The organism is Pelomonas cellulosilytica, assembly GCF_021353265.1.
Lineage (GTDB): Bacteria > Pseudomonadota > Gammaproteobacteria > Burkholderiales > Burkholderiaceae_C > Pelomonas > Pelomonas cellulosilytica.
Genome location: NZ_JAJTWU010000003.1, coordinates 411,478 through 435,950 on the forward strand (window position 1 = coordinate 411,478; position 24,473 = coordinate 435,950).

Sequence of the window (24,473 nt, forward strand, 5' to 3'; positions counted from 1 at the left end):
GCGCAACCCACGGAGACACCCGCTTGATCGACACCGCCATCGCGCGGATATGCCGCGCCATCGACCTGCTGATCGCCGCGGCCCTGGCCGTGATGGTGGTGCTGGTGTTCGGCAACGTCGTCCTGCGCTACGCCTTCAACTCCGGCATCGCCGTCAGCGAGGAAGTCTCGCGATGGCTCTTCGTGTGGCTGTGCTTCCTAGGCGCCGTGGTGGCCATGAAGGACGGCGCTCACCTGGGCACCGACATGCTCGTGTCGCGCCTGCCCGTGGCAGGCAAGAAGGCGTGCCTGGTGATGGGCCACCTGCTCATGCTCTACATGACCTGGCTGTTTCTCAGCGGAAGCTGGCAGCAGGCCACCCTCAACATGGACGTGGCCGCGCCCGTGACGGGCGCACCGATGTCCATCTTCTATGCGTCCGGCGTGGTCTTCTCGCTGTGCGCCGGGGTACTGCTGCTGCTGCAGCTCGTGCGCGTGCTGACCGGCAACGTCGGCGAAGGTGACCTCGTCATGGTGAAGGAATCCGAAGAGCAGGCCGAGCTCGAAGCTTTGCAGGCCGAGCTGGCCCGAAGCGACGCGTCAAAGTCCGGCGCCCCCGCTGCCCGCTCAGACACCCCGAGCCGCCACCGCACATGACCGTTTTCATCTTTCTCGGCAGTCTGCTGGGCGCGATGGCCCTGGGTATTCCGATCGCCTATGCCTTGCTCGCCAGCGGCGTGGCGCTGATGTGGCATTTGGATCTGTTCGACGCGCAGATCCTGGCTCAGAACTTCATCAACGGGGCCGACAGCTTCCCACTGCTGGCGGTGCCGTTCTTCATGCTGGCCGGCGAGATCATGAACGTGGGCGGACTGTCGCAACGCATCGTCAACTTTGCGCTCGCGCTCGTCGGCCACGTCAAAGGCGGCCTGGGCTATGTGGTGATCCTCGCGGCCTGCCTGCTGTCAGCGCTTTCGGGCTCCGCAGTGGCCGACGCCGCGGCCCTCACGGCGCTGCTGCTGCCGATGATGCTCAAGGCCGGGCACAAGAAGGAAGTCTCCGGTGGGCTGATCGCGGCCTCCGGCGTCATCGGGCCGATCATCCCGCCGAGCATCGGCTTCGTCATCTTTGGCGTGGCTGCGAACGTGTCCATCAGCAAGCTATTCATCGCGGGCATCCTGCCCGGCATCATGATCGGCATCGGCCTGGCGCTGACGTGGTGGTGGGTAGGACGCAGGGAGGAGCTCGCCCTGCCGCCCCGCAAGACCCGCGCCGAAATCTGGACCGCGGCCCGCGAGTCCGTGTGGGCGCTGATGTTGCCTGTGTTCATCCTCGTGGGCCTGCGCATGGGCGTGTTCACGCCCACCGAAGCGGCCGTTGTCGCCGCGGTCTATGCGCTGTTCGTCAGCACCGTGCTGTACCGCGAGCTCAGGCTGCAGGCGCTGGTGCGCATCTTCATTACCGCCGCTCGCACCACCGCGGTCGTCATGTTTCTCGTGGCATCAGCCATGGTCTCGGCCTGGCTGGTCACGGTGGCCAACCTGCCGGTGCAAATGGTGGACCTGCTGCAACCGCTGCTTGACAACCCGACGCTGCTGATGGCCGCCATCATGGTGCTGGTGATGGTCGTCGGCACCGCCATGGACATGACGCCCACCATCCTGATCCTCACGCCCGTGCTGATGCCGCTCATCAAGGCGGCTGGCATCGATCCGGTCTACTTCGGCGTGCTGTTCATCATCAACAACTCCATCGGCCTCGTCACGCCACCCGTTGGCACCATCCTCAACGTGGTGGCCGGCGTGGGCCGAATGAAGATGGACGAGGTGACGCGCGGTGTGCTGCCTTTCATGGCCGCCCAGTTCGCGGTGATGTTTCTGATGGTGCTGTTCCCTCAGACAGTGCTCGCCCCGCTACGGTGGTTCTACCACTGAAGCGTCGCCCGGCCAGAGTTAACTGAGCTTGTTCATTACGCCCAGCATGGGCGGCGCTTGGCAAGTTCTACATGAGCAGTCCAAGCTGGTCCACATCCCAGAGGCTTATCCATGACATTCCGTCCTAACGGCCTGCATGCCTTCGCGCTTGTCGCCCTGTTCGCCGCCGGTTGTGCCTTTGCCGCCTCCGCGGCCGCTTCCGTATCCGCCTACCAGACGATGCCGGACGATCCGCGCGCGATCATCGTGAAGGCGATAGGCGATGGCGTCGCGGACGACAGCGACGCGCTGCAGCAGGCCATCGACAGCGCCGCCAACAGGGACAAGGGCGGCGTCGCGTTCCTGCCCTCGGGCCGCTACCGCATCACGCGCACGATCGTCATTCCGATTGCCGTGCGCGTGTACGGCATCGGCAAGACCCGCCCGGTGCTGGTGCTGACGGCGAACACGCCAGGCTTCCAGAAGGGGGTGGCCAACATGGTGATCTTCACGGGCACCGACACCTACAACATCGGCGGCGTGGCCCAGCCCGTGCCAAGCGCCGTGCCAGCCCCCGGCACGGCAGGTGCCAAACCCGTGCGAGACGCCAACTCGGCAACGTTCTATTCGGTGCTGTCGAACGTTGACTTCGAAGTCGGCGATGGCAACCCGGCCGCCGCCGCCGTGCGCATGCACACCGCTCAGCACTCCAACCTGTCGCACATCGACTTCCGCATGGGCTCGGGCCTGGCCGGCGTCTATCAGGTCGGCAACTACGCGTACGACCTGCACTTCCACGGCGGGCGCTACGGCATCCTGTCTGAGAAGACCTCGCCGGCCTGGCCGTTCACGCTGCTGGATTCCACCTTCGACGGCCAGCGCGACGCGGCCGTGCGCGAACACGAAGCCAACCTCACGATCGTCAACGCGGACATCCGCAACACGCCCATCGGCATCGAGATCGACCGCGGCTACGGCGACTGGCTGTGGGGCTCGAACGTACGTTTCGAGAACGTCTCGAAAGCGGGCGTCGTGATCAGTAACGAGAACAACGTCTACACCCAGGTCGGCTTCGAAAAGATAAGCGCGAAGAACACGCCCGTGTTCGCGCACTTCCGCGACAGCGGCACAGACGTTGCGGGCAAGGGAGAGAGCTACCAGGTGAACGAGTTCACCCACGGCCTGAAGATCGACACCCTGGGCGCCCCCGGCCACTTCGACACCCACGTCGATATGACGGCCGGCGCGGGCAAGGCAAAGGAAGAGCGCGTGCTGCGCGACCTGCCGCCAACGACGGACTGGGCCAACGTGCGCAGCTTTGGCGCCAAGGGCGACGGCACCACCGACGACACCGCCGCCATCCAGAAGGCCATCGAAGACAGACGCGTGGTCTACCTGCCGCTGGGCTTCTATGCCGTCAACGACACGATCCGCCTGAAGCCCGACACGGTCCTCATCGGCCTGCATCCGGGCCTGACCCAGCTGATGCTTCCGAACGGCTCCACGCTGTACCAGGGCGCGGACACGCCAAAGGCGCTGCTGGAGTCGGCCAAGGGCGGCGACGCCTTCATCACCGGCATTGGCTTGGCCACCGGTGAAGTCAACAGCCGCGCCGTCGCCCTGCTGTGGCGCGCCGGCGAGCGCTCCATCGTGGACGACATCCGCATCCAGGGCGGTCACGGCACGCGCCTGTACGACGGCTCGCGTGCCGACCCGTACAAAAAGACCGACAAATTCGACACCACCGCCTGGTGGGACCGCCAGTACCCAAGCATCTGGGTGACCGACGGCGGCGGCGGCACTTTCACCGGCATCTGGTCGCCGAGCGGCTACGCGCAGGCGGGCTTTTACGTGACGAACACAAAGACGCCGGGCCGCGTGTATGAGCTCTCGGCAGAGCACCACATCCGCAACGAGATCGTGCTGGACGGCGTCGAGAACTGGTCGTTCTACGCACCGCAGACGGAGGAAGAAGTCCGGGACGGCATGGACTCCGTCTCGCTCGACATCCGCAATTCGAAGCACCTGCTGTTCGCGAACTACCACGGCTACCGCGTGACGCGCTCGATCAAGCCCGCCCCCTCCGCCATCAAGATCACGAATTCGAGCGACATCCGTTTCCGGAACGTGGCTGTCAACGCTGAATCGGGCTTCCCAACCTGCGACGACAACGGCTGCACCGCCTACCTGCGCGCCTCCAAGTACCCGTACGAGAACGCGATCGCGGATGTGACGCACCAGCTGGAAGTGCGCGAGCGCATGTTCTCTGTGCTCGACTACAGCGGCAAGCAGACCAGCGCCCCGGCCGCCCCGACTCGGGCAAAAGTGGTCAAGCTGGAAGACGGCTTCCACTCGATCGCCGGCGCCGCAGTTGACTCCAAAGGCCGCCTGTACTTCATTGACCGCTGGTTCAAGAATATCTACAGCTACGCCCAGGGCGAAGGGCTGAAGATGGTCAGCAGCTACCCGCTCGACCCGGTCAACCTGGCCGTCGACGGCAGCGACAACCTCGTGGTGCTGTCGTCCGCCGGCAAGGAAGCGACCGTGTACTCGCTGAAGCCCAACGTGCCGGGCGCCACGATCACCGTGATTCCGCCGACGGCGACCGCCATGCATCCGAACGCGCGCGTTGCCATTCCCGCCAACTTCTGGAGGAACGGCGAGTTCTGGGACCAACTGAACTACGAAACGATGGAGTTCACGACGCTCAATGAGCTCTTCGTGCGCGACGTGGCCCAGCCGAAGGCACTCGAATATGTCTCGCCGGACGACTCGCTGGTGCTCCCGGCCTTCCGCGTGACGCGCCACGGCACGCACGACCATCTGGGCTATCGCTGGTCCCACACGCTGGACACGCACGGCTTCGTCTACGCTGCAGTCGGCCAGCGCGCCGTGTTCACCAACAGCTCGGAAAACATCACCTACAGCGGGCTGGTAGGCGCCGGTGGCGCCATCGCCGACCTACAGAAGGTGGCGGACCGCGGCGGCGAAAGCGCGGCGGTCGGGCCGGATGGGAGCGTGTATGTGGCAAACGGGCAGATCTTCATCTACGGGCCGGATGGCAAGGAAACCGGACGGATCGACGTGCCGGCGCGGCCGCTGCAGCTGATCTTCGGCGGGGCGGACAAGCGGACGCTGTTTATCTTGACGCATCACGCGCTGTTCTCGACGAGGGTTTGATGCGCGATTGGCGATCGAGCGCCATGGGCAGCCATTGAAGTCGTGTTGACCAGCCCGAAATCTGCGCCACCCGCTCATCTCCGAAGTGGTAGGCAATTGCATTTACGACTTCTTCATGCGCTGCAATGGCCAAAGCGGTGGGTAGCACTGGCGGCCGGCTTTGCAATGAACATGCCAAGCCCCCGCACTCGCATACCTGATCGAGGCATCCGACAGCAGGCGCCGCCAAAAGCGTCCCGCGCGGCGATTCAATAACCGCGGTTGCCCCCTCATCGCCTTCGGGCCCATTGCTGTCGTCAGGTTCGAGATTCGCGTTGGCCGATCTTCTGGATACGCACTGGACACTCGATCTGTCGGCGATATGACGGTTCCGGCGTATCACGAGCGGGTTCAACAACGCCGGCTGAGTGCCGCCCTTTGCTCGCTACCTGTTCAGCCAGCTCCTGCAGTCGAGATGCGTAGACTCCATGAGGGCAATCAATATTGCGCATCGTGGATTTGATGTAGCGAATGACGATGCTGCCGACCGGGCGGCCGGCAGGCAACTGCGGAACGCCCAGAATGCCTTTGCGGCTCAGATTTGGTTCGACGCGAACAGGCCCATCAATTCAGGCCTCAGCGAGTGAAGATGGTCACCAGTCCGGCAGGCGTCCAGCAATGCATCAATGCTGCCGGGGAAGGTCACGTCAATATCCATGGGCACCGTCCCGCGAAGCTCCTCGAGGACAGCGCGCGCTTCGCCCGGCCGGCCCGCCGCAAGCCGATGGCGCGCCAGGTCGAGCCGCGCGCGAGCTTCCCAGGCGACCGCATGCTGACTGCGAGCCACCTCGACGGCACGCAGGAAGCACGCCTCGACGTCCGCGGAGGGCCGGCCAGCATGCTCCAGCACAAGGCCGAGGTAGCGGTGGAGTTCGGCTTGGCTCCATTGTTCGCCGGTACGGTTGGCGGTCTCGATGCAGCACTCCATGAGTGCCTCCGCGCCGGATGCATCTCCCGCCATCGCGCGCACCATGGCCTGGTGCGCTTCCCAGTAAGGCAGGAAGTGTTGCGCGCCAGTGAGTCGGAAGATGTCCAGCGCCGATTGCATGCCCTGCAGACCCGCAGCGAGCCTGTTCTGCTCGCAATCGAGCCATGCGCCGATCATGTGCCCGTGGGCGAGGAAGATCGTGATGTTCTGGTGAGTGCAGAACTCGACCAGTTCCCGGCTGAGTTCGCGTGCACCTGCATCGTCGCGCGAGAAGACGCGGTGCCAGCCAGCGAATGTCAGGGCGAACGCAAGCGAGAGCGGATGGCAGAGTCGCCTTGCCAGCGCGATTGCCCGATTGGATGCGTCCAGCGCGTCGGCCTGTCGCCCCTGCAGCCAGTGAATCCAGATCAGATAGACAAGTGCCAGCACCGCCGGGTCGTGCCCAAACACGAAAGCGTGCCCGGAATGACGCTCGAAGTCGTAGACGCTGGCGCAGCGTTCGAGTGCGCGCCGCGACTCGTCAAGCTCACCGCGAAAAAACTGGGTGACGCCACGCGTCACATCGCTCTCCACGAGCAAGTCGTCGCCTTCGACGTGGAGTGCGATCACGTGCAGCTGTTCAGCCGCCTCGAGCGCGGTCGAGAGGTTCGCGCTAACGATGTTGTATGCCACCTGCAGATAGAGCGCTGCAGGCAGCAGCGGTGTGTTCCCCACCGAAGCGCACAGTTCGGCCAAGCGCGCGCACGAGGTGCGGACCTCCTCTGCGGCGTAGCCCTTCCATGTCATCAGAGCGTGGCCGAGCACCACCTGGAAGTCCAGCTCGCGCATTTCGCGCTCGCGAGAAGGCGGCGCCTCGGCGAGCAGCAGAAGGCCCCGACGGAGGTGGGCAACCGCTTCCTGGGTGGCCGAGTTTTTCATGGCAAGCCGCCCTGCAGCGAGCCAGTAGCTGATCGCAGCGTCGATCTTGCGGCCGGCAGTGAAGTGCTGCGCCAGCATGTCAGGTTGGCGGGCAGCAAGCTCCGGGAAGCGCTGCTCCATGACTTCGGCGATGTGCCGGTGCAGCGTCTCGCAGTTCCGCTTGAGCAGCGACTCGTAAGCCACGTCGCGGATGAGCGCGTGTTTGAAGCGGTACTGCCCGTGGCTCCGATCACCGCGGAGCTGGATCAGGTCGGCCCGTTCGAGCTCGGCGAGACCTTGCGCAACGGCAGCTGAGCTCCCTATCCACGCCGCCTCCAGCAGAGCGCGGTCGAAGTCCCGACCAAGGATCGCCGCCAGCTGCGCGACGGACTTGGTCTCACCCATACGGTCCAGCCGTGACATCAGCGCATCCTGCAGGCTCTCAGGGATTGCGCGCTCCAGCAGGTCAGCCTGCCCCTGCGTTTGCCCTGCCTCCGTGGCGACAGCGGCATGGTCGATGAAATGCCGCGTCAACATCTCGAGATACAGCGGAATGCAGTCTGTCTTGCGCAGCAGCTGCTGCTTGACGTGTTCACCAAGCGGCATGTGCCCTGCGGCGAGGCTCACGAGCTCGAGCGCATGGCTGTCGGGCAGCCGGCCAAGGTCGAGCGTGGCAATGTTGGCCTGCAATCCCCAGCCGGGCTCGAACTCCGGGCGCGCCGTCAGAAGCGTAAACGTGCGGCTGCGCGGTGCGTCGGCGAGCCAAAGGCCGACCAGCTCTAGCGTGGACGGATCAGCCCAGTGGAGGTCCTCTATGACGAGCAGCACCAGCGGCAAGGGGTAGAGCTGACGCAGCAGCCTGGCGAGGTACTGGAAGGTCAGACGCTTCTGCAGGTCGGCAGTGAGGTTCAGCTTGCCATAGGAAGCCGGCACGGGCAGCGCAAGGAACTCGGCGAGGCAGGGCACCGCAACGGGCGCATCGAGGCCAGCCCGCGCCACCAGCGTCTTGACGACACGCAGCTTCTCGGCATCGCCCACCGCACCGTGCGAGGAAAAGACCACTTGCCACCACTCGAGCACCGGGTAGAGGGCGCTGTGCGTGTGGTACGGCGAGCATTGCAGCTCGACCGGCAGGATCGAATACTTCGCGCACAGCTCTTCCGCGTGCGCGCGCATGAGTCGCGACTTGCCGATGCCGGGCTCGCCACGGATCAGCACCACCTGGCCGTCACCCTGCACGGCTCGCGCGCACAGCTGTCGAAGCATCCGCAACTCCGCATCGCGGCCGACCAACGGCAGTGTCGTTGCACCTTGCGCGGCCGCGAACCGACTCTGGCGCGCGCTGGGGCCGATCACCTGCCGCACCCACACCGGCTCCGGAATTCCCTTGAGTTCGCGCACGCCAATGTCCTCAATCTCAAAGCTCTGCCCGAGCAGTTGGTGGGTTTGCGGCGAGATCACGACGGTGTTGGGCGCGGCGATCGACTGCAGCCGCGCGGCGAGATGCGGCGTCGGACCGACCGCCACGCGCTCAGTCTGCGCACCCGTGCTGACGAGTTCTCCAATCACCACCTTGCCAGTAGCGATGCCTACACGAACCTGCAGTTCGAGGCCCGGCCGTGGGCGCAGCTCCCGCACCGCGTCAATGACGCCGAGTCCAACATGTACCGCGCGTAGGCCGTCGTCCTCGTGCGCTCGCGGGTAGCCGAAGTACACGAGCAGCCCGTCGCCCAGATGCTGAGCGATGAAGCCGTCATAGCGCTCGATGACCGCCACGCAGGCGTCTTGGAAGATACGGATGATCTCGCGCAAGTCCTCCGGGTCGAACTGCAACGACAGCGGCGTCGAGTCAACGATGTCACAGAACATCACGGTCAGCTGGCGGCGCTCGCCGCCCGCCTGGCGCGGCGCTTCGACGCCCCCCGTCGTGGCCGCGGCCGCCTGCAGTGCCGCGCCACAGGCATGGCAGAAGCGGTGCGTGTCGCCGTTGTCTGTCTGGCACTTCGCGCACTTCATGGCGGGCGTTCCCGACATCGGCGTGAGCCCTGCGTAGGGAGCGATCGAATGGTTCCGCTCAATACTGCAAGCCCGCCGCGAAGACCCGGCGTTCGCGCTCGACTGGTGTATCCCCCCGTACTCGGATCTGGAATTCCGGGTACCTCTTATGGAGTGATTCACCAAGTTCGGCCAGGTCGATGCGAAACTGGTCTGCCGCCCCGATCAACACTCCGTCTGTGAACCGGTACCGGCAATCAAGAAGCGTCTCCGTGTTGTGCGGCATGAAGAAAAGTTGATCGCACAGGCGCGCAGAAAATACGTCAGACGCGTCCACCTGCGCGGGACCACCCGGATTGCCGTTCATCGGCGGCGGGTTGCGTATCACGTAAGGCAAGGGCAGCTTGCCCTCGAACATTGCGTGCATTAGGAAATGGTCGGCCGAGTGCACGATCGCTGCATTCCAAATGATGGCGGCCAACGTCCTGGCCAACGTCGAGCTGTCGGCGACGTCCTCGGCCATGGGGAAGCCGGGCACCCACGACGCGATATAGGTTGCCCACTGCGCGATGTCGGCCTTCTGGTGGGGCGGAATTTGCGCGACCACTTGCTTCGTGAACTGCAGGATGGGTTCATAGAACGCCCCGAGGAAGTTGCCATAACGAGATGGGACGTTGCGCGGCTCAAGCGCGAACTTGTAGGCCGGGAACGCGTTGGGGCGTCCCGTCCAGAACGGGTCATCATCGGGCGGCGCGTTGGCCCCGGTCCAGTAGAACGGGAACACTTGCCGCATCTCGCCCCCCTTCGCTGGGTACGGCGCATACGGATAGAAGTAGGTCCGGTTAAGCAGCGAATACGAGCCCTCCAGCACCGAGTTGTCGACGGGGAGGCTGAGCCGGAAATGCGGCCACAGCAACTGCAGCAGGAAGTTGTCTGTCGGCAGCGCCGCCTTCGTGATGGCATTTATGGAGTCCGACGGGAAATGCACCATTGGATGGTCGACCAGGTTGATACGCACCAGCGCCCCCTGCATCGCGAAGTACTTCGCCAGGTCCCAGGCCGCGCCGTCGGCGGGGGTAAAGAGCTGGCCGCGCGTGTCGTACGGCTGTCCGGGCCCCGGCTGCCCGAACAGCGCGATCGCCTCGACACGCAGCTGAAGGTCGCCACCATCGTTCGTCTCGGGGGCGGAAAATAGCGTCACCGAGGGGGCGACGTACTCGCCGGCGTCCGGGTTCCGGACGACGCGCATGTGCGTCGAATCACTCTTATAGAACATCCGGCCCGGCAGTTTGGAGAGCACGGCTGCGAACGTCTTCTGGTCGGGTTTGTCCAAGCGGGAAAGTAGCTTGCTCAGGAGGCCGTGGCCCATCTCATCGGTAAACAGCTTGTCGTCGAGCGGGGCATAGCTACCAGAGGGCTCGTCGAAATCTCGAAAGAAGGTATCGAAATCACGCTTCCACTCCCCCTCGCTGAGCGAGCCGCTCAGCGCTGCCCAGGCGCACACCGCCAGTTCAGTAGTTTGCTGCGCGTTCGGTGACTTCTTTTTCAGCGCCTCGGCGCAGTAGCGGGCTGCCTCGTCGGCATAGGGCAGAAAGTTGTCTTCGTAGTAGGTAAAAAGGTACTTCTTCCAGTCGTCTAGCTCGGGCTTGGGAATGCGGATGACCTCAGGCGCCATCTTGGCCGGGTTGCCATTGGTCGGCACCTGCGGCCACGGCCAATCGTCGGGGTAGCTGTAGCGAGTGGGATCTGCGCCTGGGGGGTATTGGAACGGAAGTCCTCCGTCTGTTGCCGCTGCGCTGCCGGATACATCTGATGCCATTGCAGTCCCTCGAATGGTTGATCGCCCGGCTATCCCGGATGCGCATCGGCGGTGGCGCACCGATCGCGCGTCTTCTGTGTATGCGGCCATCTGCTGCCTCAGAGCAGCGCCAATCGAGGACCCCATCAGAATCGAGATCCGCCGATTCCAAACCCTACGCTCAATGCAGCTTGCACCTCAGCTGCGATGAGAGCGGCCATCTGGCTGCACTCTCGCGAATGCCGGCGTTCAATCTCCCTCTTTCGACTGACGGAAGGGAACGTCACATTAGCCGCACTTCATTAGCTTGTTCAGGCGCAGCTACAGGGACTTCAAACGTCGCCGATCAGCGTCGGCCATTGAGCTCAATTCAAGCGGCTGGCCGCTTGATTGTCTATCGCAAGAACTAGGTAGTCTGCCGTGAGCAACTCGGACCGGCGCGCCACCGTCTCTGGTGATTCGCTCGATTACCCACAGCCCGGATGGCCGCTTCACGGCGCAACGTTTCATCCCAGACCCCTCGCAAACCCCAAGGAGCCGGACGTACAAAATCCAATTGAGCCTGGAGCGTCGGCGAACTGGACAGGAGCAGCCTGTCCCTACAACACCTTCAGCGACAGCATCCACTCCGTCCCCGCCCGCTGCTTGCCCTTCCAGCCCACAGCCCCGCCCAGCGACAGCGTCATGTCGTACCAGTGCAGCACCGAGATCCGCAGATCGACCTGAGCGCCCAGGCTGGCATACCGTCGTCGGTCGCCAACGAAGGGCTCGGTCCACAGCCCGGCCGCAAACACCGCCGGCCGCAGCGACTGGAGATACAGGTCAGGCCGGCCCAGCGATTGGAACACCATGGGCGGCAGGTTCAGCTCTACCATTTGCCGCACGTAGCTGCGCGCAGAGACCTCGTCGATCTTGAAGCCTGGCAGCGAGCCCGGCTCGCGGTAGCGCTGCACTGTGCCGTCGTCGACCCAGTTGTTGCCGAAGGCGCCGAAGTAGTGTCTTGAGACGGCTAGCGTGTCAGTACCCGCCGTCCCGCCGGCTGCGGTGCGAGACCATAGGGACGCATGCCTCCACCCGCCGAGCGGCATGCCTGCGTCAAGCCGCAGCAGCGGCTGCGTCACCACCCGGCCTGCAGTGCGCGAAAGTGTCAACGCAGCCGAGGCCGACACGCCCTTCTCGTCGCCCACCGCCCCCAGCGATCGGCGCAGGTCCGAGTAGTACAACCCCGTCTCGGCCAACAGCAGCCGGCTGCCGCCGGCGGCCACGTTCTGCGCACCGGGCAGCGTTTCCAGGCCGGTGTACCAGGCCAACTTGTTGCGTAACTCCAGCCGCTGGGTCGACTGGTAAAGCAGCATCACGTCGCGGCCCAACGTGGCTTGAAAGCCGCGCGTTCCGCGCAGCGTGGGCCCGAAGAGGTCGTAGAAGCTGCCCTTGTTCCACGCCAGGCTGGCGCTCCAACCCAGGTGTCGCGCTGTCGCTTCCAGGTGCAGACGTTCGCCGGCCCGCAAGCCCTGCCCCGGCGTCACCGCGGCCAACAGGCCGATCTCCGTAAGCGTCAACGGGTCGGCGAAGTTGGCGCACCAGCCCAGGCCGCCAGCCTCGCGGTAGCCGAACAGCACCGGGAAGGCGTTGTTTAGCTGCAAATGCTCGGCCGAGTGGTACGCGCCGCGCTGGCGCACCAGTGATTCGAGGTCCTCCGTACGCGCGGCCGGCACCTGCCAGGTCTTCACCACCGGATGGCGCTGAGCCACCTCGGCCCCCAGCAACCGGATGGTGCCGAGGGCGGCCACAGTCTGCGGCTGCAGCGCCACAGGGCGGAAGCCCGGACCGGTGTACTCGAACGCGACCAGCGTGCCATCGGGCCGCGGGGTGGGCCTGAATAGGCCGGTCTCGGCATTGCTCACCGCGTCGATGCGGGCGGTGGCCAGTTCGATGCGGAAGATGTTGGAAACGCCGGTGTAATAGGCACTGCCGTAGAGGTGGCGCCCGTCCGGCGAGAACACAAAACCTTCGGGTGCGGCCTGCCCGAAGCTGAAGCGGGCCGCCGGCTCGGCGTTGCCTTCACGCAGGCGGCCCATGTCGAATACCTGCACGAACTGGTCGCCGCCAGGGTCTGATACCGAAGCCACTAGCTGCGTACCGTCGGGCGAAACATCCAGGTCGCGCGGCACAGTGCCGTAGTCAAAGGTGTACAGCGTCTGCCAGTCACGGTACGGATATGGGATGCGCACCAGAGAAGCCAGCCCGGCTTCGTGGCGCACACCAAGCAGAGAGCCGGTAGACGGATCGAAGGCTAGCTCGCCGATTCGCGCTTCGGTCAGCAGCGCAGTGCGCTCGCCGGTGTCTGCCTCCACGGCCCACAGGCTGCGCAAGCCCTGGTTGTCGGTGGTGAAAAAGACGCGCTTGTGCTTCGCGTCCCACGCCAGCGACGTGACGTCGTACATCGTTGCGCCCTGCACCTCGGCCAACGTGCGCGCGGCGCCGGTGCGCATGTTGATCTCGGCAATGTGGTCGACCACGCCGCGCGTGCGCACGGCGGTGATGAGTGTGCCGGCTTCTTCGTCGACAAAGGCGCGCGAAACTGAGCCCAGCGCGCCGGACAGCGGGCGCAGCGGCGTGGGCGGATGTTGGCGCAACGCGTCGAGATTGGCCTGCTGGAAGCGGCGCTCGTCGGCGATCCACTGCTTCCAGGCATCGTTCAGAGGCAGCTCAAACACCTGCGCGAACTGCGCTGCGTAGTCTGGCTGGCTACCTTCGTCGCGACGCAGCCATTGCAGCACCTGTTGCGGTGACTTCGCCCAAGCCAGCCACGTGAGAAAGCGCGTGCCATACAGGTAGGCATTGGCACCCGACTGGAAATCACTGCGCGTGCCCCGTGTTTCCAGCGCCAGCGGGTCGTAAAAAGGGGCGCCGTCGCGCACCATCGCGCGGAACACCATCTCGTCGTAGCCGCCCTGTGCCCGGCCCTGGCCGCCGCCCATCCACGTCTCCAGGAAGACCGCGGCCCCCTCCAGCTGCCAGCGCGGCGCGGCCCAGCGCGGCACCGTCAGCATCGTGTACAGCAGCGATTCGGGGTGCTGAGGCTGGGGGGACACCTTGCCAAGGAACACGCGTCGCCAGAAGCGGTCGCGGCTGTTAGCAACGTCGCTGGTGCCCAGGTGTACCAGCTCGTGGTTCATCATCGAGTACATGCGCTCAGCGCTAGGCGCGGTCTCGAAAGGGCTGGCCATCGGCGCCACGTCCATCTGGTACAGGTTGCGCGGCGCGGGTGTCACCCGGGCGTTGCCGTTGTCCGACAGGTCGCGCAGCCACAGCGTCGTGCGGTCGGAAGGTATCCAGCCGAATACTCGGCGCTGCCAGTCCAGCGCGTTTCGGAAGGTGCTTGCCGCGTGCGGCACCAGCGGCGTGAGTTCTGGCTCGTCGTGCACCAGCAGCACGTCGTCGGTGCGCACATACGAAAGACCCAGCGTGCCGAGTTCGGCAGCATGCGATGCCGACGCGCAGAGCAGGGCCATGACCGACATCCGGCGCAGGGCATGCTGGCGCATCGAAAGAGTCTGTAGAGAGAGTTGGGCGCGGAACATAGCGAGACGCGGCAGCGCGAACAAACGCCGGCCTTGCGGACGGCGTTTCGCGGGAGCGGGTGCGCGCCGGGTGGCGCGACTGGTGTAGGGCTCAGTCGCGGAAATCGAACTTGCGGTCGGCGCTGTAGCCGACGTCGCCGAACCGGCGATCGGTGAACTTCCGATCGGTGAACCGGCGATCAGTGAACTTCCGATCGGTGAACCTGCGGTCAGCGGCGCCCCCTGCCATCTGCAGCTCAGCCCCCTTCAACTCCGTAGCCGCGATGGACGGGCGGACGGTCGCTGCGGTAGCAATCTTCACTTCGGCGCTGCCGTTGTCCGCAGCGCGGAAGCGTTCGGCGGCCACGACGCCGCTGCTGAAGCCGGCATCGCCGGCCAGGGCGACCTGTGGTTGCGCCAGCGCCACGAAGGCGGTGACCACAGCCGCAGAGATCTTGAGGCCGCGAGACAGGGTCTGGAAGGTGGTTTGCGTGGTTTCCATTTGAGAGCTCCTTGGGGTTGCCGGTCAGCGGGGCGTTGAAATGAGTTCCTGCCGCCGTGACGTGAATGTCGTCGGCTACACCGCCGACGTCCTGAAGCCCGCTTCAAGCGTTCTTAAAAGTTCTGAATCCGGCGCGCCGCCCCGTTTCCCCTGCCCTGCACGACATAGGCACGTACCAGCGCCGGTCGCGACAGGGGCCAGTCGGCAAGAATGCGATCACACCCTGTTACGCTCATCCGCGATCTTGGAAGCCGCTCGCCGCCATGCAAGTACCGCCCTCTGAGCGCGCAGCCCTGCCGAGCAAGCTCGCGCCTGCTGTCCCCGCGCTCACGGCGGACTTGCGCTTCGGTCGTCATCTCATCCAGCCGCTGGAACGCCGCCTGCTGGTGGACGGAGAGCCCGCCGGCCTGGGCGCCCGTGCCTTCGATCTATTGCTGGCGCTGGCCGCCCAGCCCGGCACACTCCTGACCAAGAGCCAACTGCTCGACGCCGTGTGGCCGGGCTTGGTGGTGGAAGAATCCAACCTGGCCACGCAGATCAGCGCGCTGCGCAAGGTGCTGGGTGGGGACGTGATCGTGACGATCCCGGGGCGCGGCTACCGGTTCAGTGCTCGCATCGAGGCCGGTGCTGACCTGGCACCGGAGTCTCACGCGGCAACGCCGGCCGCACCCGCACCCGCATCCGCACCCGCCAAGCTCCAAACCAACCTGCCCGCCACACTGCCGCGCATCGTCGGGCGGGCCGACGACCTGGCCGCACTCCACGAGCTGGTCGATCAGCACCGACTGGTCAGCATCGTGGGTGCCGGCGGCATGGGCAAGTCGCTGCTGACGCAGCATCTGCTGGACGGCCGGCGTGGCAACTACGTGCACGGCGTGTGCTGGGTGGACCTGGCCACGGTCACCGACGAGGCTTTGCTCGCTGGGGCGGTAGCTGCAGCGCTTGGGGTGCAGCTGGGCGGTCGAGAGGCAATCCCGGGGCTGTGCCGCGCGGTCGTGCCGCTGCAGGTGCTGCTGGCGCTGGACAACGCCGAGCAGGTGCTGGAAGGCGTGGCCCGCATGGCCGCTGCGCTGCTGGACGCCGCACAGGATCTGCGGCTGGTGGTGACGAGCCAGGTGCCGCTGAAGCTGGCGGCCGAGCGCGTCTATCGCGTCGGCCCCCTGGCCGTGCCGCCAGGCCCCCTGCCTGCTGCACAGGCGTGCGAGTTCGGCGCGGTGGCGCTGTTCGTCGAGCGTGCGCGGGCAGCAGATTCACGCTTCATGCTTACCGATGCCAATGCACCGGCCGCGATCGAACTCTGCCGCGCCCTCGACGGCCTGGCGCTGGCTATCGAGCTGGCGGCAGCACGCGCGCCGATGCTGGGGGTGCAGCGGCTGGCCGCATCGATGGGCGACCGACTGAAGCTGCTGACAACCAGCCACAATCGCGCCGCGCCGCCGCGCCAGCAGACGCTGCGCGCGGCGATGGAGTGGAGTCACGGCTTTCTGGATGAACGGGAGCGTGCGGTGTTCCGCCGCCTGGCCGTGTTTGCAGGCAGCACGTCGCTGACGACCATCCAGCAGGTCGTGGCCGGTACGACGGGTGACGGCGAACTCGAAGAGTGGGCACTGCTGGATGCGCTGGCCCTACTGGTGGACCGTTCGCTCGTCAACGTCATCGTGCCGGATGGCTCCGTCGAGCCGCGCTACCGGCTGCTGAACTCGACGCGCGCCTACGCACTGGAGCGACTGAAGGAAGCGGGCGAAGAAGAAGCGCTGCGTGGGCGTCACATGCAGGCGGTTGCCGCGTTCTGCGATTCGGCCTGGCACCAAGTCTTCAGCGGTGACATTGGCTGGCACGACTGGCTGCAGTCCTTTCAGCTCGACGCCGACAACGCACGCGAGGCCATGTCCCAGGCTCTTATCAGCCGGGATCGCGTGGCAGCGCTCCAGATCGGGACCACGTGCCTGCATGCCTCGTACGACATGCCGGCGGCCCAGCAGCTGGCGTTGGCCGAGCAGTGCGCCGCCCTGGTCGACGACGACGTGCCGGCGTCGCTGCAGGGCCGCCTTGCGGTTCGCATTGCACTCACGCTCGTAGACATCCGGCCCGACCTGGCCTTGGAGGCCGCCACCAAGGCATGGGCGCTTGGGCAAGCCTGGGAAATGCCGGGCGGTGATCGGTTCCTGGCCTACCTGGCGGCCTGCAGTGTCGCCATGGCGGCGGGGAGGAATCCGGGCGGCGCGCTGCAGCAGCAGACCGCGCTGGGCCAGGCACGTGCCCTGGAAGACCCACGCTGGCCACCCCAGCGACGGGTTTGGCGGGCCCGAGTCGAATTCGCTTCAGCCGACGCAGCGTCCCCATTGACTGGGCGGTTGGGCAGGGCCGCCCTGTCGCTGGAGGTCGCCTCGGGTGGCAGCGGCTACTACACCCGCTGCCAATTGATCGCGGCCGAGCTGGCGGCGCAAGATGCCCCGGCCGCCACGCAGACAGGCGAGGCGCTTGTGGCCGAACTGCAGGGCGGCCGCAATGAGCGTGCACTGGCTTTCGCGCAGACGCATCTTGCGGCGGCTTGGATGGCGCTCGGCGACCTGTCACGGGCCCGAAGCCTGGCACAGGCCGCCTGGCCGCGGAGCCTGGTGTTTGGCCTACGGCCCTATGGCGCAGAACACCTGGCGGCGCTGGCGGCGCTAGAAGCCCGCCCGCACGCGGCGGCGCGGCTGGCGGGCTACGCCGATGAGGCCTGCTCCGCAAACAGCCAGACCCGCGGGCCGAACGAAGCGCACGCCTATGCCCTCGCCTGCACGCGGGCACGAGCTGCCCTGGGCGACGCCGAGTTCGACCATCTGCACGCCGAGGGCCGCCTGCTGCGCGACGAGCAGATCAAGGCCATCGCCTTCGCAGCGTCCGATGCTTGACCAACGCATGTGCAACAAGCCGGCCATTCCCCACAAAACCTCTGGCGACAAGCCAGCACCATTGTGGATTGGGTTGTGGCGCGACTGCATCGCCGCACTGGTGGTCGGCCTGTCGGCGATCTCGTCGTATCTGTCGGCGGCGACCTTGATCTTCCAAGGACCGCTAGCAGTCCATCTGCCGGCGGCCATCGGTGCGGCGCTGCTGGGAGGCGCGGTGCTGTCACTGATCGGAGCTTGGCGCGGTGCGTTGCCGCTCGCCTCGGCAGGGCCCGTGCCGACGACGGTGCCGTTGATGGCGGCGATGGCGGCCGGCGTGGCGTCTCGCGCGAGCGCGCAGAGCCTGCTGCCAACGGCGGTTACCACGATCTCGATCGCCGGCCTCGGTGTCGGTACCGCCTGGTGGGTCATGGGCCGCCGTGGCTGGGGCGACTTGACACGCTACATCCCCTACCCGGTGGTCGGCGGCTTCCTCGCGGCCACTGGCTGGATGATGTTGACCGGCGGGCTGAGCGTCGCCATGGGCCAAGCCTTCACGTGGGCGCAGGTGGTCGGAGCGCTGTCCGGCGCGGCAGATGCGCGACTGGCGGTTGGTGTTGTGCTGGGCGTACTGATCTGGCAGGTGACGCTGCACAGCCGCCATCCGCTGACCTTGCCGATCCTGCTCGTGCTCGGAATCGTAGGCATCCAAGGCGGTCTGGCCGCTGCGGGCTGGGATGCCAACATTGCGCGCGCAACTGGGTGGATGCTGGCGCCGTTCAGCCATGCGCTGCCGGTGTCGCCACTGTCGTCAGATCTGTGGCGACAGGTGGATTGGGGCTTGGTAGCGCAGCAGTCCGGCTTGATCGCTTCGACCATCGCGGTTGCCACACTCAGCCTGCTGCTGACCGACACCAGCCTCGAGGCGGCCTGGGACATTCGTGTCGACATCAACCGCGACCTGCGGGCGCTGGGCCAGGGCAATCTCTTGGCTGCCGCGGCGGGCGGGCTGATGGGCGGGCAATCGATCAGCCGATCACTGCTCAACCGCGCGGCCGGCGCACACAGTCGCTGCAGCGGCGCGATGCTGGGACTTCTTTGTTTGCTAGCGATGGCTTGGGGCGGCCCCGCGTTGGCGCTGGTGCCGCGGCCGCTGCTGGGCGCGCTGCTCGTGTACCAAGGCCTCGGCGTCATGAAAACCTGGCTTGTGGACAGCCGCCGGCGGATTGAAGGCATCGACTACCTCACCATCGTGGCGATGGTGCTGATTACAGCGCTTGTCGGCTTTGTACCGGCGGTGAGCGTCGGTGTGCTGGCCTGCTGCGTCGCCTTCGCGGTCAGCTCTTCGCGGCTATCGCCTGTTCGGCGCTTCATCAAGCGCAGCGCCTGGCCGGCCAAGGTCGAACGAAACGCGTCCCAGACCGAGTTGCTGCAACGCGAAGGCGCCGGCATGACGATCGTCGAACTTCAGGGTGTTCTGTTCTTCGGCTCAACGACACGGCTGTCGACCCATATCGAGTCGCTGTTCGAAATCGAGGATCGCCCGCGCCTGCTGCTGCTGGACTTCCGGCATGTGCGCGGCATCGACATCTCTGCCGCGCAAGCCTTGGCCAGATTGCTGGCGGCGGCGAGCCGGCAAGGCATGAGCCCCGCACTCAGTGGCCTGTCTCTGGCGCTGCGGCGTCCGCTCGCTGCCGGCGGCGTGCTGCGGGCGGCCGGGCCGTTAGTGCACGCGAGCATCGACGACGCAGTTGCCGCCTGGGACCTGGACGTTCTGTCTCGGCACGGGTGCCTTGCAGCGACCTTGGAAGCCGCCTTATCCCCCTTGCTGCCTCATGGCACGCCGATCGCGCGCCTTCTCTCGCACTTCGAACCCCGACGCCTGGACGGCGGCGAGCAGCTGTTTGCCCGAGGGGACAGGTCCGATGCCTTGTACCTGCTGCGCTCGGGGCGTATCGTGATCTACAGCGTCGGTGAGGACGGCACGGAGATCCTGCTGAGGACGATGCACGAAGGCAGCGTCATCGGCGAGATGGGCTTGCTGCGCCAGATACCGCGCAGCGCGGCCGCGCGCGCCGACGGGCCGGTCGAACTGCTACTGCTGTCGCGAGAGCGCCTGGACCGCCTGACGCGGGAGGCGCCTGAACTCGCCGCCGCGCTATTTCGACTGCTCGTGATGCAGATGGCTGATCGCGTCGAGCAACTCAGCCTGCAGGCGAACGCGCTGGCGCGCTGAGCCGCTATCCATCGGCGCAATGACGCCAGAACAACAACCCGACGCTGCGATAGCTGCCCTCGAAGGCCAGCGCGGGCTACTCGGCGACGGCCCGGACGCCGAGGGCAGCATCCGCGGCATCGTCATCAATCCACCGAGACTCACCCCGGCAGCCCATCGACACGAGGCCGCGACAGCACGGGCCAGTAGCTCACGGCATAGATGGCAAAGCCCGCCGACCACAAGGCTGCAGATACCTGCACCGCGGTCAGCGTCCACGCCGGCTGCAACAGCGGTACCGCGACGCGTGTCAGTGCCGCGAGCAGCACGGCGATGTATGCCACCGTCTCCGGACGGCCGGCCTTCAACGGCCGGCCGGTATGACCCAGCGCAGTGCGGGTCATCATGCCGATGACGAGACCGCCGATGGCACCCGCCGTCAGCGCGTGCGTGGCCAGGGATGGCGACACCCAGCCCACCTCGCCCAGGCCGCGCAGCAGCAAATGCACCGGCACCCAGGCATAGGCCAGGTGCAGCACCCACACCAGCGGGACGCGCCGCGTGTTCCACGGCCGCCACAGCAGCCAGCGCCACGCATGCGCCACGGCAGCCGCGCAGGCGACGACGGCCAGCGGCCAGCCGCGCAGCCCGAGCAGGTCGGCGACCGCGATGGCCAGGACCAGGCTGAGCGCAGCTTTCTCCACGCCGGGGCGCTTGGCAGCGCCCGCACCTGGGACGCCGTTGTTCGTGAACATCGGGACGACGCGGCCGGCCATGACTGCGACGATGAACAGCATTACGTCCATCGCTACCTGCACGGCCCAGCGAGGCGAGGCGTCGATGACGCCCAACTGCTGCAAATGGAAACCCGCCGCGGCACCGGCTAGCAGCACCAGCAGACCGATGAAGAAGTAGTTGCGACGGTTGCCCGCCTTCAAGAACGGTACGGCTAGCGCGGCGGCCGCGGCAAGTGGAAACGCGACGTTGGCGACAGCCGCTGCTGGCGCCCACGGTGTCAGCACAAGCACCCGCGCCGCCAGCCATAGCGCGGCCAGTGCAGCGAGCAGCAGGCCCGTGGGCGTGGGCTGTTGCGTCCAGTTGCGGCCGGCCGTGAACAGGAAGCCCACGACGACGGCCAGCGTGAAACCGAACAGCATCTCGTGTGCATGCCACAACGGGCCGGCCAGATAGGCATGGGGCAGAAGGCCCGAGAACTGCAGGGCCCACAGCGGCACGGACAGCGCCGCGAAGACGCTGGCCAGCATGTAGAACGGCCGGAATCCCAGGGCGAACAACGCCCCGCCCCGCGGCGGGGCCGCCTGGGGTTCTTCGAGTTGGAGTCTCATGAGAGAACGCCCCGCCCAGGGCGAGGCGCCTATTCGTTGGCCGCGCGATGGAACTGGATGACCTGTGCCAGCGCGGCCTGGTTGCGGGTGATGTCGGCCAAGGTGTAGCGGTCCAGCACGCCGTAGAACGCGGCCACCGCCTCGGCCAGCACGCCCTTCAGGCGGCAGTTGCGGTCGATGATGCAGTGGCTCTCGTCGGTGGCGAAGCACTCGGCCGGCGTGACCGCACCCTCTGTATCGCGGACGACGCGACCGATGTTGATGGCCTGGGCCGGCATGCCCAGCGTCAGCCCGCCGCCCTTGCCGCGCACGGTCGTCACCCAACCGCACTTGCCCAGGTGATGGACGACCTTGGTCAGGTGGTTGGCCTTCAGGTCGAAGACCGCGCTGATCTCGGCGATGGTGGCGCGGCGCTCGGGCTGCGCGGCGAGGTAGATCAGCACGCGCAGGCTGTAGTCGGTGAAAGCGGTGAGTTTCATGGGACGCCTTGGCGGCAAAAGGCCGGGCAGCCGCCCGGCCTTGCCATCATGTCACCGTTGCACGCCCGCCGGGATCGCGCCGGTCGGCACGGCACGGCTGGCCGGGCGGCGCAGCAGGTAGAGCGCATAGGCGCCGAGGAACAGGCTGCCCGCCGCGAAGACGATATCGCCCGGCACGCGCAGCCACACCAGCGTCTCCATCACCGACGAGTGGATGACGGCCGGCGAGCGGGCGTACCACAGGCCATGGGTGATGCTCTGGTAGGCCTGATAGATGCCCGCCGGCAGCAGCGACAGGAAGACCATCATCGCCAGGCCGATGTTCAGGCTCCAGAACGCCGGCTTCAGGAAGCGGTCGGCGTGCAGCGCGCGGTCATACAGGCCGCGCAGGCAGAACAGCATCAGGCCGATGCCCAGCATGCCGTACACGCCGAACAGCGCTGCGTGACCGTGGGCCGCCGTCATGTTCAGGCCCTGCACGTAGTACAGCGAGGCCGGAGGGTTGATGGCAAAGCCCAGCAGACCGGCGCCGACGGTGTTCCAGAAGCCCACGGCGACGAAGCTCAGGATGACCCACTTGTAGGCGCCCAGCCAGGCCACGCCCTTGGAACGGCGCCAAGTCTGCAGCGCCTCCAGGCCGATCAGCGTCAGCGGCACCACTTCGAGCGCCGAGAACACGGAGCCGACAGCGATCACCGACGTGGGCGTGCCCGTCCAGTACAGGTGGTGCAGCGTACCGAGGATGCCGCCGAACAGGAACACGATGGTCTCGGCGACGATGGCGCGGTTGGCCGACGCGGCGCGGATGAGACCCAGGTTCGTGAAGATCAGCGCGACGACCGCAGTGGCGAAGACCTCGAAGAAGCCTTCCACCCACAGGTGCACCAGCCACCAGCGCCAGTACTCGATCATCGAGTAGTGCGTGTGCTGGCCCCAGGCGAGCGAGGTCGCGTAGAAACCGCCGATGCAGGTGGCCGACAAGAAGACCATCGCGATCAGGCCGCGCGTCTCCGACGGCTTCTTCAGCGCCGGCCACAGCGCCCGGCCCAGCAGGAAGACCCAGAACAGCAGGCCCACGAACAGCAGGATCTGCCAGAAGCGTCCCATGCTGGTGAACTCCAGGCCCTGGTTGCCGAACCAGAAGCTGAAGTCCACGCCACGATGCTGCAGCGTGCCCAGCCAGCCGGTGATCGTCGAGCCAAGTACGACGATGATGAGCGCCCAGAACAGGGCGTCCACGCCCAGCTTCTGCAGCTTGGGCTCGCGGCCCGACAACAGTGGCGCGACATAGAGGCCGGTCGCCAGCCAGGCGGTCGCGATCCAGAACACGCCGATCTGCGTGTGCACCGTGCGGCTGATCGTGTAGGGCAGGATCTGTGCGAGCGGAATGCCGAAGAAGGCCTGTCCCTCGACCGCATAGTGCGCAGTAATGGCACCCATCGCGATCTGCAGCAGCATCAGGCCGATGACGACGAAGAAATACTTGCGCGTCGCCTTCATCGACGGTGTGGCCTTGGCGCCCAGCAGCGGATCGGCGGCGGGCACCGCGGCCTCGTCCTCATGACCATCACCCTTGTGCAGCCAAAGCATCGCGGCGATGCCGGCGAGCAGCAGCACGATGCTGGCCATCGACCACATCGCGGCCGACGTGCTCATCGTGTTGCCCACCAGTGGCTCATGCGGCCAGTTGCTGGTGTAGGAAAGGCCCGTCTCGCCCGGGCGGTCCGTCGTCGCAGCCCAGGCCGACCAGAAGAAGAACGCGGTCAGCGCCTGGCGGCGTTCGGCGTCCGGCAGCACGCCGGCCGTCATCGCGTACTGGTCGCGCAGCTGGTCCAGCTTGGGGTCCGAACCGAACAGGCTGTCGTAGTGCGCTGCGACCTCGCGGATGGCCTGCGCGCGAGTGGCGGACACCTTCACGACACCGGTGCTGTCGTCATAGCTGTTGCGCCGCATCTCGGTGCGCACGCCCTGCTCCACCGCCGCGGTGTCGGTGTCGGTCAGCACGCGGCCGCCCTGCGACTGCTCGGCGGCACGCATCCGGCCTAGCGTGACCGCCTCGCGGTGCAGCCAGTCGGCTGACCAGTCAGGCGCCACGTAGGCGCCATGGCCCCAGACGGTGCCCAGCTGTTGGCCGCCGGCCGACAGCCAGGCCTGCTGGCCGAGCTGGATCTGCTCGGCGGTGAACAACACGTCGCCGTCGGCCGTGACGACCTGCTTGGGGATCGGCGGCGCCGACAGGTAGATCTGCCATCCGAGGTAGCCCAGGGCTCCGAACGACAGGACGAAGATGAGGCCCAGCCAACGCCAAAGCCTGCTTGTGGTCTTCATGATGGTTCCTTGTGAGGGTGCGACACGCCGCGCTCAGGCGCCGCCGCAGCTGCCGCAGCAGCCGCTTTGGCCCGGCGCGGTGGCGAGCTTGGTGATGCGAACGCTCCAGCTGAGCGGGCCGTTCTCGAGCACATCCCACGAGAAGCGGCCGGGCCACAGCACCGCCAACTGCTCGCGCAGCGGACTCGGATCGTGGTCGTTGACGAGTTCCAGCGCCTGGCTGGACGCCAGGCGACGGAACGTGCTGAATACGAGCGGATGCCGCTCACGCGGCGCCAGGTCGCGCAGGTCGAGCGGGTTTTCCACGGACATCGAATTCATCGTGGCTCTCCTTGGTTAAACATGCATTTGCGATGCATGTATTTTGAAAAGCCTGCCGGCGAGTGGGTTTGACCTGGGTCAAATGCCGTTGCCGCGCAGGGGCCCGCCCCTAAGATGG

The 24,473-nt window shown here is 66.3% G+C and carries 13 protein-coding genes; 5 read left to right on the plus strand and 8 right to left on the minus strand.

The features are described from left to right. Positions 1–23 precede the first annotated feature (23 nt). The 3 genes from LXT13_RS09365 (at position 24) to LXT13_RS09375 (ending at position 5,071) form a co-directional block, all read left to right on the plus strand. Positions 24–635 carry a TRAP transporter small permease gene (locus LXT13_RS09365; protein ID WP_233371660.1) on the plus strand — a complete coding sequence of 204 codons (612 nt, stop codon included), beginning with the start codon at positions 24–26 and terminating at the stop codon, positions 633–635. After that, entirely contained in the window at positions 632–1,912 is a 1,281-nt protein-coding gene (locus tag LXT13_RS09370; protein WP_233371661.1) for a TRAP transporter large permease subunit, read from the plus strand. The genes LXT13_RS09365 and LXT13_RS09370 overlap by 4 nt, the downstream gene beginning before the upstream one ends. Positions 1,913–2,023: 111 nt before the next feature. Next, the gene (locus tag LXT13_RS09375) at positions 2,024–5,071 is read left to right on the plus strand and encodes a glycosyl hydrolase family 28-related protein (RefSeq protein WP_233371662.1); all 3,048 of its coding nucleotides are present in this window, start codon (positions 2,024–2,026) and stop codon (positions 5,069–5,071) included. Between the two features lie 574 nt (positions 5,072–5,645). On the opposite strand, the gene LXT13_RS09380 is transcribed toward LXT13_RS09375, so the two are convergent. From LXT13_RS09380 to LXT13_RS09395, 4 genes are all read right to left on the minus strand, one after another. Further along, a complete protein-coding gene (locus LXT13_RS09380; protein ID WP_233371663.1) occupies positions 5,646–8,951 on the minus strand; it encodes an adenylate/guanylate cyclase domain-containing protein in 3,306 nt (1,101 codons plus the stop codon). 58 nt (positions 8,952–9,009) lie between these two features. Continuing rightward, positions 9,010–10,749 (minus strand): hypothetical protein, encoded by a 1,740-nt coding sequence (locus tag LXT13_RS09385; protein WP_233371664.1) that lies wholly within the window; start codon positions 10,747–10,749, stop codon positions 9,010–9,012. Between the two features lie 578 nt (positions 10,750–11,327). Further along, positions 11,328–14,243, minus strand: coding sequence for a YncE family protein (locus tag LXT13_RS09390; RefSeq protein ID WP_233371665.1), 2,916 nt, complete (start codon positions 14,241–14,243; stop codon positions 11,328–11,330). Between the two features lie 160 nt (positions 14,244–14,403). After that, positions 14,404–14,793, minus strand: a complete 390-nt coding sequence (locus tag LXT13_RS09395) for a hypothetical protein (RefSeq protein WP_233371666.1) — start codon at positions 14,791–14,793, stop codon at positions 14,404–14,406. A 263-nt stretch (positions 14,794–15,056) separates the two neighbouring features. Between LXT13_RS09395 and LXT13_RS09400 the strand changes: the two genes are divergently transcribed. Both LXT13_RS09400 and LXT13_RS09405 read left to right on the plus strand, forming a co-directional pair. After that, positions 15,057–17,690, plus strand: a complete 2,634-nt coding sequence (locus LXT13_RS09400) for an ATP-binding protein (RefSeq protein WP_233371667.1) — start codon at positions 15,057–15,059, stop codon at positions 17,688–17,690. Next, positions 17,683–19,902 (plus strand): SulP family inorganic anion transporter, encoded by a 2,220-nt coding sequence (locus tag LXT13_RS09405; protein ID WP_233371668.1) that lies wholly within the window; start codon positions 17,683–17,685, stop codon positions 19,900–19,902. Before LXT13_RS09400 ends, LXT13_RS09405 begins: the two co-directional genes overlap by 8 nt. Positions 19,903–20,042: 140 nt before the next feature. Here LXT13_RS09405 and LXT13_RS09410 read toward each other — a convergent pair whose 3' ends face one another. Genes LXT13_RS09410 through LXT13_RS09425 form a run of 4 tightly spaced genes read right to left on the minus strand, consistent with a single transcriptional unit; the run spans position 20,043 to position 24,355 of the window. Beyond that, complete coding sequence (locus LXT13_RS09410; protein WP_233371669.1) at positions 20,043–21,227, minus strand: NnrS family protein; 1,185 nt, start codon at positions 21,225–21,227, stop codon at positions 20,043–20,045. Positions 21,228–21,256: 29 nt separating this feature from the next. Continuing rightward, positions 21,257–21,706 carry an Rrf2 family transcriptional regulator gene (locus LXT13_RS09415; RefSeq protein ID WP_233371670.1) on the minus strand — a complete coding sequence of 150 codons (450 nt, stop codon included), beginning with the start codon at positions 21,704–21,706 and terminating at the stop codon, positions 21,257–21,259. Positions 21,707–21,757: 51 nt separating this feature from the next. Then, positions 21,758–24,034, minus strand: coding sequence for a nitric-oxide reductase large subunit (locus LXT13_RS09420; RefSeq protein WP_233371671.1), 2,277 nt, complete (start codon positions 24,032–24,034; stop codon positions 21,758–21,760). 33 nt (positions 24,035–24,067) lie between these two features. Then, the gene (locus tag LXT13_RS09425) at positions 24,068–24,355 is read right to left on the minus strand and encodes a DUF2249 domain-containing protein (protein ID WP_233371672.1); all 288 of its coding nucleotides are present in this window, start codon (positions 24,353–24,355) and stop codon (positions 24,068–24,070) included. Positions 24,356–24,473 lie beyond the last annotated feature (118 nt).

Coding starts and splice junctions, on each gene's coding strand:
- LXT13_RS09370 (WP_233371661.1), top strand. CDS start 632: ATGACCGTTTTCATCTTTCTCGGCAGTCTGCTGGGCGCGATGGCCCTG.
- LXT13_RS09375 (WP_233371662.1), top strand. CDS start 2,024: ATGACATTCCGTCCTAACGGCCTGCATGCCTTCGCGCTTGTCGCCCTG.
- LXT13_RS09380 (WP_233371663.1), bottom strand. CDS start 8,951: ATGAAGTGCGCGAAGTGCCAGACAGACAACGGCGACACGCACCGCTTC.
- LXT13_RS09385 (WP_233371664.1), bottom strand. CDS start 10,749: ATGGCATCAGATGTATCCGGCAGCGCAGCGGCAACAGACGGAGGACTT.
- LXT13_RS09390 (WP_233371665.1), bottom strand. CDS start 14,243: ATGGCCCTGCTCTGCGCGTCGGCATCGCATGCTGCCGAACTCGGCACG.
- LXT13_RS09395 (WP_233371666.1), bottom strand. CDS start 14,793: ATGGAAACCACGCAAACCACCTTCCAGACCCTGTCTCGCGGCCTCAAG.
- LXT13_RS09400 (WP_233371667.1), top strand. CDS start 15,057: ATGCAAGTACCGCCCTCTGAGCGCGCAGCCCTGCCGAGCAAGCTCGCG.
- LXT13_RS09405 (WP_233371668.1), top strand. CDS start 17,683: ATGCTTGACCAACGCATGTGCAACAAGCCGGCCATTCCCCACAAAACC.
- LXT13_RS09410 (WP_233371669.1), bottom strand. CDS start 21,227: ATGAGACTCCAACTCGAAGAACCCCAGGCGGCCCCGCCGCGGGGCGGG.
- LXT13_RS09415 (WP_233371670.1), bottom strand. CDS start 21,706: ATGAAACTCACCGCTTTCACCGACTACAGCCTGCGCGTGCTGATCTAC.
- LXT13_RS09420 (WP_233371671.1), bottom strand. CDS start 24,034: ATGAAGACCACAAGCAGGCTTTGGCGTTGGCTGGGCCTCATCTTCGTC.
- LXT13_RS09425 (WP_233371672.1), bottom strand. CDS start 24,355: ATGAATTCGATGTCCGTGGAAAACCCGCTCGACCTGCGCGACCTGGCG.